We start from the raw sequence: 14,087 nt of genomic DNA on the forward strand, positions 1-14,087 counted from the left end.
TGAAATACGAGTGGCTGCCATTCCAATCGTTTACACCTACCGAACTTGAGGAGGCTATCGATGAAATCGGCGCTGGTTTTGGCTCTCAATACCAATTTACTTTCTGCTAAGCACTTAACGATAGTATTAGGTGCTTATTAAATAAAGGAGAACACCATGAGTATTGCCGCACAACCCTTAACTACAGAGGACTCCGCGTTGTCTCCCTGGTGGATGCGCACGGTGCTGATCGTGATGGTGCTGGGCTTTACAGGCCTGATCGTCATCACTTCACTGGCCTACCGCAACGCTCCGCCGATCCCTGCACAGGTGCTTGATGCGCAAGGTATTCGCCTGTTTACCGGCGACGACATCAGCGAAGGCCAGGCCATCTTTCTCAAGTACGGATTGATGAACAACGGCAGTATCTGGGGTCATGGCGCATATCTTGGGCCCGATTACTCGGCCGAGGCATTGCACCGTATCGGCGAGGATACCGCCACGGTCATTGCGCAGCAGCAATACCAACAGCCGCTTCCTGCACTGGCGCCTGGACAACTGGCGGCAGTGTATGCACAAACAGCGGTCGAGTTAAAAACCAATCGTTATGACGCCGCCAGCGCTACGCTGCATCTGACCATGCCGGAGACTGCCGCCTACCGTCGACAGATTGCTTATTGGACGGATTATTTCCTTAACCCCGAACGTAATGGCGGGCTCCAGCGTGGACTGATCAGCGATCCGACTGAATTGCAACAATTTACTGCGTTCGTCACATGGACTGCGTGGGCATCGGTGGCCAACCGCCCCGGTGAGAATTACTCCTATACCAACAATTTTCCGTACGACCCCAGTGTTGGCAATACGCCCGTCCCAGGCGCGCTGTTGTGGAGTGCATTGAGTCTTATCGTGTTGCTGGCCGGTATTGGAATCGTCCTGTTGATGTTCGGCAAATTCGATTATCTTGGCTGGATTAGCACCGGACAGCATGTACACCCTCATCTGCTGCCGGGGCAGGCCAGTTCCGGCCAGCTGTCGCTGGTGAAATTCTTCGTGGTGGTGGCACTGCTGTTTCTTATGCAGACTTTGGTGGGTGGCGCGGTGGCGCACTATCGTGCCGATCCGGGCAGTTTTTACGGCTTCCAATTAGAGAAAATATTTCCCAGCAATCTGATGCGCACCTGGCATCTGCAAACCGCGGTTTTTTGGATCGCTACCGCTTATGTTGCCGCGGCCTTGTTTCTCGGCCGTTCACTGCGCAAAGATGAACCACACTGGTTCGCTGGCTGGGTTCATCTACTTTTCGGTGCTTTCGTCGTGGTCATAGGTGGCAGCCTGTTAGGCGAGTGGGCGGGTATTTCACAACTGCTGGGTCAATGGTGGTTCTGGCTTGGCAATCAGGGCTGGGAATACCTGGAGCTCGGTCGTCTGTGGCAGTACCTGCTTATCGTCGGTCTGTTGGTGTGGTTTGCAATATTATTGAAACTGGTGCAGTCAGATACTTTGAGCGATCCTTCAGCGAAACCTTTGGTCAGGCTGTTCCTGCTGGCTTCCCTGGCGATTCCGCTGTTCTACATTCCGGCACTCTTTTTCAATGCCAAAACCAACTTCACCGTGGTCGATACCTGGCGCTTCTGGATCATTCATCTATGGGTCGAAGGTTTCTTTGAATTCTTCGCAACCACGATGGTGGCGCTGCTGTTTTATCAATTGGGTCTTACCCGGCGTAACGTTGCGCTTCGAGTGATTTACCTCGACGCCATCCTGTATTTCTCCGGTGGCCTGATCGGCACTGGCCATCACTGGTATTTTACTGGCCAGAGCAGCGTCAACATGGCACTGTCGGCGATGGTTTCGGTACTGGAGGTGGTGCCGTTGACGCTGCTGACCCTGGATGCGTGGGATTTCGTGCGCACTACACGTGCTGACTGCGACACCTGCGGCAAATCGGTAGCAATACCGCATAAGTGGACGTTCTACTTCTTGATGTCCGTGGGCTTCTGGAACTTCGTCGGCGCCGGCATCTTCGGCTTCCTAATCAACCTGCCGATCGTCAGCTACTATGAAGTCGGTACCCAACTGACGCCCAATCATGGCCATGCCGCGATGATGGGTGTATTCGGCATGCTTGCGCTTGCGCTGATGGTATTCGTTTTGCGCCAGACCAGCACCGATAAACGCTGGGTCGACATCGAGAAATACGTTAAGGTCGGATTTTGGGGCACCAATGTCGGTCTGACTATGATGTTAATGATGAGCTTGTTCCCCAGCGGAGTGTTACAGGTCTGGGATGTAGCTCAGCATGGATACTGGCATGCGCGCAGCCTTGACTACATCGACAGCGAGCGATCTCGCCTGATCGAGTGGTTACGTCTGCCCGGTGACCTGGTATTTATTATATTTGGTGCCATACCTTTGGTAATCGCATCCATCAAAGGCTGGCAGGGGGTGCGTCGACAGTCGGCGGATTGACGTTCTTTCCATTCAACGCAAAACAACGGTGTGTGGATAGTTTTATCAGGCATTTTGAAGTCATAAAACCTATCTATTAAAGGATCGGTTGCAAAACCCGTTAGTCGGATGGAGAACTTACCCTTTTTGGGAGGATTGAAAAATCTTAATGATAGTCTCGAAAAAGTAGCGACCATTTTTTCGTCACTGGATTATTAACTTGTATTTGATAAATTTAAACTTATTAGGAGATATTCATGGCCACACATCACGCATCACCAGGTGAAATTGTTGACTTGGCAACCTGGGCGCAAGACGTCCCAAATGAAAAAACAAAAGTCATTGCGAAAACAGTTGAAATGGAGCTGGTTCGACTTGTTCTTTCGGCAGGTAAAGAATTTGCAGGTCATAAAGTATCAGGGCCCTGTGTGATTCATTGCATAACCGGGGAAGTTGAGTGCCCAGCAATGGGAACAACACAAGCATTAACATCCGGCCAACTGCTTTATTTAATGCCCGGTGAGCCGCACGCTGTTAGAGCTGTAGTTGATTCAGTTGTTTTACTCACAATTGTCTTTAAAATTTAAATCGTTAGTACTATACCTGGTAAATTATTCAAGCATGACGCGACGCGATACCTCGTAATTGCCTTTAACTCAAATGACGAATTCAAGACATAAATGCAACAGCCAGAAAATTATCGCTTCAGGATTAAAAGGGTATATGAACTACCGGACAAGCATGACGGCCGGCGTATCCTCGTGGATAGGCTCTGGCCGCGCGGTTTGACAAAGGAAAAAGCAAGCATTGATCTGTGGCTCAAAGATATCGCTCCCAGTACGGAGCTCCGGAAATGGTTTGACCACGACCCGGGCAGGTGGGAAGAGTTCAAGGAACGATATTTAGATGAGCTCAAGGGCAATAGCGAGCAAATCCAGCTCTTAAAGCAAGAACTGGACAAGGGTATCGTGACGCTCGTCTATGGCGCAAAGGACGAAGAGCATAACCAGGCGGTTGTGATCCAGGAAAACAGCTGGCTATTCCGTTAGTTGGAGAGGGAGAACGATGTACGAGAACAGGCGGGAGATTGATGCATTTAATTCGAGAGGGAGTCGGCGACCAACAGCGACCGAGCTGGGCGATGCTCTGACCTCCTATAGCCAGAGCTTTGGTCACAAGATTCCTTCGCTCCGTCTTTCAGAAGCGGATGAGTTTGGTTATTCGCCTGTCACGAGGAACGTTGCCCCATGAATTCATTTGCATCTTTGCTAGCCAAGGTCCGCGCTTGCACCATTTGTGCGGCACATTTGCCACATGGCCCCCGTCCCGTTCTACAGATACACCCGCAGGCCCGGATATTGATTGCAAGCCAGGCGCCAGGAAGAAAAGTTCATGAATCCGGTGTGCCTTTCGATGATGCCAGCGGAGATCGTTTGCGCGAGTGGATGGGGCTGACGCGTGAAGTCTTTTACGACTCAAGGCGGATAGCTATTCTGCCAATGGGCCTTTGTTTTCCCGGCACGGGTAAATCCGGTGACCTTCCGCCACGGCCTGAATGCATGCTGGCATGGCACGATCTACTTCTCGGTCATCTGCGCCATCTTGAAGTTACGTTGGTTGTTGGGCGGTATGCACAGACATATCACATGAACGAAGAACGGTCATCACTTACCTAGACGGTTCGGAATTGGAGATCCCATTGGCCCAAGATTGTCCCCCTTCCGCATCCAAGTCCGCGAAATAATATTTGGCTTAGCCGAAATCCGTGGTTCGAGAAGGAACTACTCCCTATCCTTAAACGGCGAGTGTCCGAAATACTTGAAAGATAAAGGGGAAGCTACCTTACCCTTCTTTTCGGTATCGTTGCCTTATTTTGCTTTAGACAACATCATTTAATCTACTTTCATTAACAAATTTGCCCAGGAGAATCATCATGTCCGATTTTAAAAAATATCAGTGCAGGGAATGCGAACATATCTACGATGAAGCAAAGGGAGACCCTGATAGTGGGCTTGCTCCCGGAACCCGTTGGGCAGATGTACCGAAAGACTGATCCTGCCCGATCTGTGGAGCGCCTAAAGATTTTTTTAAACTAATCGAATAAGCCGCGCTTTTTCGATCCTTTATCTTTCACTACCCACTAGGATTCGCATAGAGCAAAACATAGTATATTAAGGCTATCACCCGACATAACAATGCTGACAACATATTAGTGACAATGAGATGTTTTTTTGCAGAACTATTTTATGAATGGCAGGATAAATTCTCCCATTTTTAGGCACGCGACATTCACCGCCTACACCCTGGAGCGGATTGATGACAAAACTGCTGCAACCGCATCCGTGAACGGAACTTGTCTACGTGCCTGGATTTGAGTCCAAGGATGGCGTCTCGTAGGGTGGATAAGTGATTGACGTGCCTTCCACCTTGGCGAAAGGCGTGATCGTATGCAACTGCCTACGCGTCTCGTTGACGATTTCTTCTACCCGAACCCCGTGAACCAGCAGCGCGTCGGCGATCAGCGAGCGATGGCAACGCCACGGTACGGCCTCGGCGCACATCAACGCGATGCGCTCTTGCTTTGCCCCTTCGATAAGGCTTGCTAGATTTTCCGCAAACTCCGTGGTCTGCATGTAGTCGGCGAAACCGCGAAATGCTTCGTTTCGCCAACCCCGATTAGGCGACTCTCGGCTAGTGCGGCGGAAGCCTCCCAGACCAACGGCGTGTATATAGAGGATTCCGGCAGACTCAAGCGCATCTGAAAAGGTGTCTCGGTTAAACTGTGGGTTGTGACGCGAGCGAGGCACGGTACGCACATCAATGAGACGGGTCACCGCATGGGCATCGAGTAGATTGATAAACGTCTCCAGGGGGCGCGTGGAATGCCCCACGGTCAATACGACGGGTTGGGATTCCGGCTTTAACATTGCTCTCCGATCACGCGCGGCTTGATTTGGAATGGGTGCTTATTAGCTTCTTGGGACGCCTGTATGACATGGTTTTTCTGCCAGAGTGAAGCGCTTCGATCCGCCCGCAAAGCAGGGGGCTTCGGCCGAGCGACAAATGTCGCGCGCATACACGACAATTTCGCACGGTTGCCAACAATGTTCGAGCGACGGAGAACTGGTTTCAGCCACGAGGGTTTGCCTAATTTAATAATAATATTCAATGGGTAATGTTGGATATAGAATATGTTGCTCAATTAGGGTATGGCTGTTAACGAGTGATGACAGCGCCACTACACGGACTTTGCCCTTTCATAAGATACCGGGCTCTTCGTAAATTCTGCGGTCTGCATGTGGTCATGCGTATCCCCTTATTTTGAAACATTTTGCTAACCCCCGATTCATGGACTCCGCACTTGTGCGATGAAAGCCCCCAAGCTCGCGATTTGCACTTAGTGGATGTCGGCGACCTCAAACGCAGCCGGAAAGGTATCGCGGTTGCACTGGGAATTAATAATGATCATGGGGTATCTCCTGTAATAACGACAACCTGGAAATTTTCACCTTGCCACACTTTCCGGTCAAGCCAATAGAAGGTAAAGTCGATGTGCTCGCCTGCAACAAGCTCTTTGGTCTGCAGCCGTGCAACGTAACCTAATCCCCAATCTTCAGTGATGACATCCGCCGGGTTTTGCCAGTCATTCTTACCCCAGTGTATCTGTGCTGCTTCGGACAACAGCACACGCAGTTCCTGACCGGCAACGAGTTGCTTCACACGCTGGCGTGGTTGCCACAAGGCGTAATCAAGTTGCAAATGGCGTCCGCCGTAGCGGGCCCAGGTGCGCGCAGGCCTATCGACTGGCTCGCCTGCTGCTATACTTAGCGCCAGTTTGATGAATTCGGCGTGCGCCCATACCAGCGGCATTGCCGAGCCAGTGGGTTGGCCTGGATACAGGCCACGCTCAGGGATGGCCACGCTATCCCACACCTGTTCTGGCAACAGTCCGCCTTTACCAGTCATTTGCGCCATAGCCTGCAAATAAGGTCGTGCATCCTCCCCCGCCAGCAAGGCCAGATGTCCACGTTCGCCAGTTAAAAGCGGCCAGCCGCGACCCTGCCCCCAGCCATCAAAGGGCGTGCCGTCCGGATGCTCACCATAACCATCGCCGTTATAGCGATGCCACACCGGACCGTTGGGCGTATTGGTCTTGAGCAGCAGGTCAATAGCCTGAACGCTACTGACCATGGCAGGGTCGTCAGCGGCACGCAACCCAAAGCGGGTAAGCTGCAAGCAACCGATAGCGAGCTGTTCATCGGCGGCAATCCCTGGGTTATTCCCGCGGTTTTTGATCAGTAGGCGTTCAAGCTTGGCACCTTCATGAATCAATATGTCTTTCGGCGCGCTGCGCATATAATAGCCTGGTACTCCCAGTTGCTGAGCCAGAGTAGTATTGGCTGCCCAGGTATACTCTTCCAGGCGTGTGTTCCAGGTATCGGCAAGCATCAGCGCACAGTCTAATTCGAGCCCTGCGAGAAATCGACTGCCTTCGACCAGCGCAGCAATGGCTACCGCGACGGTAAAAGTATTGATGCCCGGGGTTTCCTCCCAGCGATCCTGGGCAGTCATGGGCCCTTCATGCGCTATGAAGCTAAGGGCCCGATGCACCATGTCGCCCACTCGTACTTCACCCAGTGCATTTCGCTCCGCCAAGGCGCTGGCAAGCAGCACCGGGAAAGCCGTTTCATCAAGCTGTATACCTTGCCAGAAAGGCTTGCCGCCCAGCCACTGGTTTTGCAGCCAGTGGCCATTGGCCTGCTGGGTAGCGATGAGGTAAATCAAACACCGCTGCGCATCCGCTATATCGTCGAGTGCCACCAATGCACCTGCCGTCTCGACTAAGTCGCGCGCCCATACCAAGTGATAGCCACCCCGACTGTTGCTGGCTTCGCCCCAAGGCACCGACAGGCTTGCGACAAAAGCACCCGGAAATGTATGGTCTTCGTGGATTTTTATGACGGTTGCCGAGCGCCGTAATAGTATGAGTGATTTAGAATCCAGCAAAGCCTCCAACTCAGGTGGCCAGTGCAGGGCCTGCAGCCACTGCTGCCAGCCTTGGCAATACCTTGCCCAGAGCGTATCAAAACCTGTCGACAGCGATTGCAGGGCCAATGTGGCGGCGGCTTCACGGCTGCCGGAAAGCCCGAAGGCCAACGTACCGGCGCAGGGCAATTGCGCAGTGAACGCTACTTCTCCAGGGCCGGCCTGGGCATAGTGCCAAGTCATGCCATTATTGTTTTTAAAATCCTGCCAGCCGTCGCTCTTACCCACTAATCCTACTGAACGCTGCAATAGCGCAGGGCGGCCCTCTCGATCTACAGCCGTCAGAGCCATCCCGAACGGCCCCTGTTCAGCCCACAACATGAGGTGGCCTGCCCACTCATCCGTCCATGCCTGATTGCTAGTTGCATCTTCACCAATACGGGGTGCGGCCAATAGATAGAGTTGCAGATCTGCATCCCCTTTTAACATAAAATCGACCAGTAGCACATCACGTTCCGGATCGATGCATACCTTGAGTGTTAATATAAAACGGGCATGGTGATGAGTGATGGTGATTGCCGGAATAACATCATCCTGCCAGGCCACCGTATAATCGCCCAGCCGGCGCAGTTCAATCCAGAAATCTGTGCCGTCGGCGATGATGAATCCCAGGTCTTTTAACTGAGGAATGTCCAGGCGCGGGTAATATACCTCGGTGATAATTCCTTGAGCCATGGTAAACCATACGCGTGAGGTACCTAATGCCGTGCCAACCGCGTCTTTGGCAGCAGGCGCCCAAGTTGGGTAACCACTGGAGGGTGCAGGCGCTATACCTTGGGGATACGACTTTTCTGACATTTAAGTATTCCTTCTCGATTAGCGAAGCTGTGATGAGCTTCGAACCTCAACACTTTTCGATGCAGGTCTGTTCGCCCTGATCCAGCAACCTGGAATTATTATTTTATGACTGATTTTTTGCCGGGCTCAGCCCTTTTTGTTTAACCAGATGGATCAGACTACCCGCCAGCACCATTTCTACCTGGTAGGGCGTCATCGTGTGTTCGGTCTCATAGGTCTCGTCCTTGGTCAGGTTGATCACCTGGATTCTGTTGCCCTTGCGAATGGCATTGCGCGCATCAGGAATAGACAGCAAGTCGCATTGAGTGATCTTGTTCCAATCTTCGGGATTGGCAAATATCAGAGGGAGGATACCGAAGTTGCTAAGATTCTGTAAATGTATTCTGGCAAAACTTTTTGCAATTACCGCAATAACACCTAAATAGCGTGGGCCAAGGGCCGCATGTTCGCGGCTTGAACCCTGTCCGTAATTGGCGCCGCCTACAACGAATGAGCCCTGTTGCTGATAACCCATTGCTCTTTCGTAGTAGGTCTCGTCGATCTGGCTGAAAACAAACCGGCTGATTGCCGGGATATTACTGCGAAAAGGCAGCACCTTGGCGCCAGCCGGCATAATTTCGTCCGTGGAAATATCGTCCCCCACTTTCAATAGCACTGGTCCTTGGAGTGTTTCGGGTAGAGGTTCTAACTGTGGCAGGGGTTTGATATTGGGGCCTTTGTCCAGGTCATACAGTTCGCCTTCCGGTGCAGGAGGTATCAGCATCTCGGTATTGAGGAGTACGGTTTCTGGTGCAGTGAAACGGGGGTATTCCATGCCTAGCGTGCGCGGATCGGTGATCACCCCGGTCAGAGCTGAAGCGGCGGCGGTTTCAGGGCTGCACAAATAAACCTGATCCTCCTTGGTGCCCGAACGTCCCGGAAAATTCCGGGGTACGGTGCGCAGGCTAATGCGGTCTGTAGCAGGCGCCTGTCCCATGCCGATACAGCCGCCGCATCCTGCTTGATGGAGGCGCGCGCCCGCATGGATGAGCTTTCCGAGCATGCCCATTGCCATCATGTTTTCCAATATCTGCCGGGACGTGGGGTTGACGTCGAATGAAACGCGGTCGTGAACCTGTTTGCCGTCGACGATCATGGCTGCGATGGCAAAGTCCCGCAGCCCAGGATTAGCGGACGATCCGATATAGGACTGGTAGATTTCCCGGCCCGCCACCTCGCGCACCGGCACCACCTTGCCCGGACTGCTCGGCAGCGCAATCAAAGGCTCCAGGTCTGAGAGGTTGATTTCCTCATATTCGTCGTATTCCGCATCCTCATCCGCGAGGATTTTCCGAAAGACTCCCTCACGCCCCTGACTTTTCAGGAACGCCATAACCGCATCGTCTGCTGGAAACACCGTCGTCGTGGCGCCCAGTTCAGCCCCCATGTTGGCAATCACATGGCGGTCCATGGCGGTCAGGGACCTCAATCCAGGACCATAATACTCGACGATCTTGCCAAGCCCGCCGTCCACATTGTGTCGGCGCAGCATTTCTAAAATCACATCCTTGGCGCTCACCCAGTCGGGAAGCGCCCCTACCAATTTGACGCCCATTGTTTTCGGCATGTTCACGCGAAAAGGCTCCCCCGCCATAGCCATCGCCACCTCCAGGCCACCTGCGCCGATTGCCAGCATCCCCAATGAGCCGGCCGCGCAGGTGTGGCTATCCGAGCCTAACAAGGTTTTTCCCGGCACGCCGAAGCGCTCCATATGAACGGGATGGCTAACGCCGTTACCGGGCCGGCTATACCAAAGGCCAAATTTCTTGCAAGCACTACGCAAAAACAGATGGTCGTCGGCATTTTTGAAGTCTTCCTGCAGGAGATTGTGGTCCACATACTGAGCGGAAAGCTCGGTTCGTATGCGCGGAATGCCAAGCGCTTCAAATTCCAGCATGACCAGAGTGCCTGTCGCATCCTGGGTGAGTGTTTGATCAATTTTCAAACCAATCTCTTCACCCGGAATCATAAGGCCTTCGACCAAGTGACTTTGGATCAGCTTCTGCGTTACGTTTTTACCCATGGCTTTATACTCCCACATAGAGACGTTCAGAAAATAAATTTTCCAAAAAGTAAAAAACGCCTTTGAAGAAATACTTATTTCTACCAAGAAAAAGCCACTCAAAGGATGGCTTAAATGATAACACTAATGAGCGTGCAGACAATAAGTTGGCCAATTTAACGATCACTAAAACCGGTTGACGCCCCTTAGAGCCTGTTTATGATCTTTTTAGCTAATATTATTGTTGATTTTTTTCACAATCATGCCAAGAGCCCTATACCCAAGCGATATAACACGAGAACAGTTTGAAATTATCCGTCCGCAACTGGAGAGTTTCAAAAAACAACTAAGGTTCCATTTGCGCGGTGGTTAATTAATCAGGGCAACAAGCAAAGTGACTTGAGACTCGCCGAACGAACCGTGCGTAGCTATCGATAGTCTTGTCGCTCATGCATCGAAGCTTCAACGTTCTGAGGTGACAATTGTATAATTTATCGAGATGCGCTTGTTCTATAGCATTCATGTTAAACTCCAAATTTATCGTACTCGACATTGAGTACAGTTGAAGTTTAAGCTTTAAGAGTGTTTTCCGACGCGATAGCGGATTCGTCCAACTATTGAATAGACTTTACTTAAACAGCAAGATGAGGAGTCTAATACTATGAAAAGTTCAGAAATCACAGTTGCTGATTATTTGATAACCCGACTCAAAGAGATAGGCGTGGATCACCTTTTTGGCGTGCCGGGAGATTTTGTCCTGGGCTTCTTCAACCAAGTACTGAAGAGTGACCTAAAGTATGTCGGCACCTGCAATGAACTCAACGCGGCCTATGCCGCCGACGGTTACGCTCGTATTCAGGGTGTTGGTGCATTTTCTTCGACCTATGGCGTCGGAGAATTAAGCGCCATCAACGGCGTGGCAGGCGCATTCGCCGAGAGAGTGCCGATGGTGGTGATCACCGGCTCGCCTTCGACAATTAGTTTCCGCACCCGGCCGCTGTTGCATCACACATTGGGCGATTATCAGATTCCCTTGAGGATATACGAAAAAATTACTGCCGCCTCAACCGAGCTGGTTTCGGCTCAAACGGCACCGGCCGAGATCGACCGGATGTTATCGGCGTGCCTATCTCATCAGCAACCGGTTTACATCAGTATTCCATCGGACGTGGTGATGATGCCATGTCAGCGTCCTCAGGCTTTTTTGTTCCCGCCAGCCCTAGGTAGTGATCCGGATGCGCTTGGAGAGGCGATCGCCGAAGCGCTGGAAATGCTGAATAAGGCACAGAAACCGGTTGTGATTGGCGATGTCGAATTGATACGCTTCAAGCTGCAACAGGATTTCGCCGGCTTTCTCGACAAAACCGGTTTCCCGTATGTGACCATGATGTTGGGCAAGAGCGTCCTGTCAGAGCAGCATCCGCAATTCATTGGTCTGTTTGAGGGGGAACGGAGTCGCGAGTATGTGCGAAATCGAGTCGAGTCCGCAGATTGCATTCTACAACTTGGGGCCGTGCTGACCGACTTTAACACCGGCGGCTTCACAACCAACCTCGACGACGCGAAGACGATCAGTGCCAACATCCGTTCCGTAAGGATCAAACATCATTATTACGAGAACGTGTCTCTCCATGATTTTATCCTTGGGCTGACTGAAAAAATTACTCGACGCGATCCCGCAACGCTGGATATCCACTGCGCCGCTGAGGGCTGCGTGCACCGACGTTCGGAGCTGTACCAGCCTGATGTGCCGAAACCGCTTACCATCAAGCGATTCTTCGACCGCATGAGTCATTTTATAGAAGACGATGCAATAGTCATTGCTGAAACAGGCGTATCCCTGTTCAGTGCCGCCGAAATGCTCATGCCGGAGGGAGCGACCTTCATAGGCCAGACCTTTTACGGATCAATCGGCTATACGATCGGAGCAACCCTGGGCGCGGGCATGGCAGCGCCGGACAGGCAGGTTGTGCTGTTTGTGGGAGACGGATCTTTTCAAGTAACTGGCCAGGACCTGTCGACGATGATCCGCAACAACCTCAAGCCTGTCATCTTTCTCATCAACAATGACGGGTATACCATAGAGCGAGTGATGAGTGATCGTCCTTACAATGATCTCCAGCCCTGGAAGTATCATAAACTGGTGGAGGTGTTCGGAGGTGGGCTAGGTCTTGATGTTCGTACGGAAGGCGAGCTTGAAGAGGCGCTGGCTAAAGCCGCCACAGCGAACGACCTCGTATTCATCGAAATTCACACCGGACGACTGGATTGTCCCGAGTCGCTACGCAGTGCAGGTCAGTCGATGGCAAAAATAAATCAGCTCGACTCGCGCGATAATTGATTCATCAACTTTATATGCTTGAGCTCGATATGATGCAATCCAACTCGCTTGAGCAGCAGTAATCACTTTTTGAAGAAATGATTGCCAAAGGAAGGCGATAAAGATATTGCGTCATCAATAGTAATAGCTTTAGAAACGGGGGAGCGAGATGGCAATTCCAAGAGTGCTGGCGATGGTATTGGCTGGTGGCGAAGGCACTCGTCTGAAATGTTTGAAGTTGTCAGATCAAGTTCAGAGTTTTACACCAAATGAAAGTGATTGTTGAGTGATCCGCAATCATTGCGGATTAAAAACGCTGATTGATAAGGTTTGGGCCGATCAGCCACAAAAATGTGGAGCAGCGCCGCAAAAATCTAGTAACTTTTACAGTGGTTTTTAATAAAGAAACCCGAAAGTCCTGTATTTTCTATATGCTTGCTATCGTGCGCGGACGTACAAACTGAAAAGTGTTGAATGAATTTTTCTGAACACTGAGCGTTAATTCCGTCCGGCGTGCTGGCAATCGGTCGGAAGGGTGCCAATCAATGCTTACAAGGAGGCAAGACTTTCCGATTTTACGCGAGCGAGGCGACCGCTACTCGCCGCTTTGCCCTTCGGCTCTACCCCCATGTCGCTGTCCTCCTTGTCCCCGGCGGCCGCGCTGCTCATTTTGCTGCGTCGGCACGGTGTTTTGCCATCCCGAGTCCGTACGTTCAGCAGATCGATTCTCAAAACCGCGATTTTGAGGTCCGGTTTCTTGCTGAGCCAAATTTTGTTGACGCTGCCATTGGCCGCGCGCATCCGGCTCGTCCGGCCGAAGCTGCCGTCCGTCATTCCGGTTATCGCGCTGTTGATGGTCCCACGCGCTTTGCCGATTGCCGTAAGGCTTCGGAGTCTGCTTGTTCCAGTTATAATAGCCGTTTGTGCCATGATCGTGCGAATCGTGCTGGCGATAAGCCGTGCCGGAAGGAGCCGGGAAGCGTTGCGTGTCCCGATAGCGTCTGTCCTGATAACGGTGATCGTCGCCGTCATGATGGTGATGATCATAGGTACGATAAGAGGGTGTCTGATAGGCGTAGGTGTTGTAATAGTTCCGTTCAATTACGCCGTAGCCGCCTTGGTATTGCCCCGGATAGTAATAGCCGGAGCTGCTCTGGTACTGTCCTGGATAGTAGCTAGTATCATAATACTGCCGCGAATAGTACGGCGCGCAAGCCGCCGGCAGGAACATCAGGCCGGACAGAGCGAGTCTTTTGATGATGGGGTGCATGAGTTTACCCTTTGTCGAGAGTGATTGAATGTTAAATGAATCATAACCGAGATTGCTGAATGGGCCATGAATCGTGGCGGCATTTTTTTCGCCTGACGCGCTTGTTTGTCGGCAAAGGCAATCGGTAAATCCTGTGCATGATCCGTGCATCGTGATGCAATCCAGCAAAATAATAGAGTGTA

At 51.7% G+C, this 14,087-nt stretch carries 9 protein-coding genes and 2 pseudogenes; 7 read left to right on the top strand and 4 right to left on the bottom strand.

Going from position 1 to position 14,087, the window contains the following annotated elements; all coding sequences use genetic code 11:
* The first annotated feature begins 156 nt into the window (after positions 1-156).
* The 5 genes and pseudogenes from U2W12_RS04040 to U2W12_RS04060 all read left to right on the top strand — a co-directional run.
* On the top strand, positions 157-2,451 hold the full coding sequence (locus U2W12_RS04040; protein WP_326499384.1) for a cbb3-type cytochrome c oxidase subunit I: 2,295 nt from the start codon (positions 157-159) through the stop codon (positions 2,449-2,451).
* A 236-nt stretch (positions 2,452-2,687) separates the two neighbouring features.
* Positions 2,688-3,017: a hypothetical protein gene (locus U2W12_RS04045; protein WP_326499385.1), complete on the top strand. Its 330-nt coding sequence runs from the start codon at positions 2,688-2,690 to the stop codon at positions 3,015-3,017.
* 93 nt (positions 3,018-3,110) lie between these two features.
* Positions 3,111-3,479 carry a DUF488 domain-containing protein gene (locus U2W12_RS04050; protein ID WP_326499386.1) on the top strand — a complete coding sequence of 123 codons (369 nt, stop codon included), beginning with the start codon at positions 3,111-3,113 and terminating at the stop codon, positions 3,477-3,479.
* 198 nt (positions 3,480-3,677) lie between these two features.
* Positions 3,678-4,106 carry a uracil-DNA glycosylase family protein gene (locus tag U2W12_RS04055; RefSeq protein WP_326499387.1) on the top strand — a complete coding sequence of 143 codons (429 nt, stop codon included), beginning with the start codon at positions 3,678-3,680 and terminating at the stop codon, positions 4,104-4,106.
* Positions 4,107-4,363: 257 nt separating this feature from the next.
* Positions 4,364-4,480: pseudogene (locus tag U2W12_RS04060) on the top strand (rubredoxin); the annotation flags it as partial.
* Positions 4,481-4,787: 307 nt separating this feature from the next.
* Here the strand turns inward: U2W12_RS04060 and U2W12_RS04065 are convergent.
* The 3 genes from U2W12_RS04065 to U2W12_RS04075 all read right to left on the bottom strand — a co-directional run bounded on the left by U2W12_RS04065 (position 4,788) and on the right by U2W12_RS04075 (position 10,438).
* Positions 4,788-5,357: a DUF488 domain-containing protein gene (locus U2W12_RS04065; RefSeq protein ID WP_326499388.1), complete on the bottom strand. Its 570-nt coding sequence runs from the start codon at positions 5,355-5,357 to the stop codon at positions 4,788-4,790.
* A gap of 538 nt (positions 5,358-5,895) precedes the next feature.
* The gene (locus U2W12_RS04070; protein ID WP_326499389.1) at positions 5,896-8,274 is read right to left on the bottom strand and encodes a glycoside hydrolase family 15 protein; all 2,379 of its coding nucleotides are present in this window, start codon (positions 8,272-8,274) and stop codon (positions 5,896-5,898) included.
* 103 nt (positions 8,275-8,377) lie between these two features.
* Positions 8,378-10,438 (bottom strand): aconitate hydratase, encoded by a 2,061-nt coding sequence (locus U2W12_RS04075; RefSeq protein WP_326499390.1) that lies wholly within the window; start codon positions 10,436-10,438, stop codon positions 8,378-8,380.
* Positions 10,439-10,574: 136 nt separating this feature from the next.
* On the opposite strand from U2W12_RS04075, the pseudogene U2W12_RS04080 reads away from it, so the two are divergent.
* Positions 10,575-10,667, top strand: a pseudogene (locus U2W12_RS04080) (IS5/IS1182 family transposase); the annotation flags it as partial.
* Between the two features lie 309 nt (positions 10,668-10,976).
* The gene (locus U2W12_RS04085) at positions 10,977-12,656 is read left to right on the top strand and encodes a thiamine pyrophosphate-binding protein (protein WP_326499391.1); all 1,680 of its coding nucleotides are present in this window, start codon (positions 10,977-10,979) and stop codon (positions 12,654-12,656) included.
* A gap of 574 nt (positions 12,657-13,230) precedes the next feature.
* Here the strand turns inward: U2W12_RS04085 and U2W12_RS04090 are convergent.
* Complete coding sequence (locus U2W12_RS04090; protein ID WP_326499392.1) at positions 13,231-13,905, bottom strand: hypothetical protein; 675 nt, start codon at positions 13,903-13,905, stop codon at positions 13,231-13,233.
* Between the last annotated feature and the right edge of the window lie 182 nt (positions 13,906-14,087).

It is taken from the genome of Methylomicrobium sp. Wu6 (genome assembly GCF_035916875.1).
Classification (GTDB): domain Bacteria; phylum Pseudomonadota; class Gammaproteobacteria; order Methylococcales; family Methylomonadaceae; genus Methylomicrobium.

Bases quoted from the DNA above. Each gene is read 5' to 3' on its own strand.
- U2W12_RS04050 (WP_326499386.1), top strand. From the start codon at position 3,111: ATGCAACAGCCAGAAAATTATCGCTTCAGGATTAAAAGGGTATATGAA.
- U2W12_RS04085 (WP_326499391.1), top strand. From the start codon at position 10,977: ATGAAAAGTTCAGAAATCACAGTTGCTGATTATTTGATAACCCGACTC.
- U2W12_RS04070 (WP_326499389.1), bottom strand. From the start codon at position 8,274: ATGTCAGAAAAGTCGTATCCCCAAGGTATAGCGCCTGCACCCTCCAGT.
- U2W12_RS04090 (WP_326499392.1), bottom strand. From the start codon at position 13,905: ATGCACCCCATCATCAAAAGACTCGCTCTGTCCGGCCTGATGTTCCTG.
- U2W12_RS04055 (WP_326499387.1), top strand. From the start codon at position 3,678: ATGAATTCATTTGCATCTTTGCTAGCCAAGGTCCGCGCTTGCACCATT.
- U2W12_RS04045 (WP_326499385.1), top strand. From the start codon at position 2,688: ATGGCCACACATCACGCATCACCAGGTGAAATTGTTGACTTGGCAACC.
- U2W12_RS04065 (WP_326499388.1), bottom strand. From the start codon at position 5,357: ATGTTAAAGCCGGAATCCCAACCCGTCGTATTGACCGTGGGGCATTCC.
- U2W12_RS04040 (WP_326499384.1), top strand. From the start codon at position 157: ATGAGTATTGCCGCACAACCCTTAACTACAGAGGACTCCGCGTTGTCT.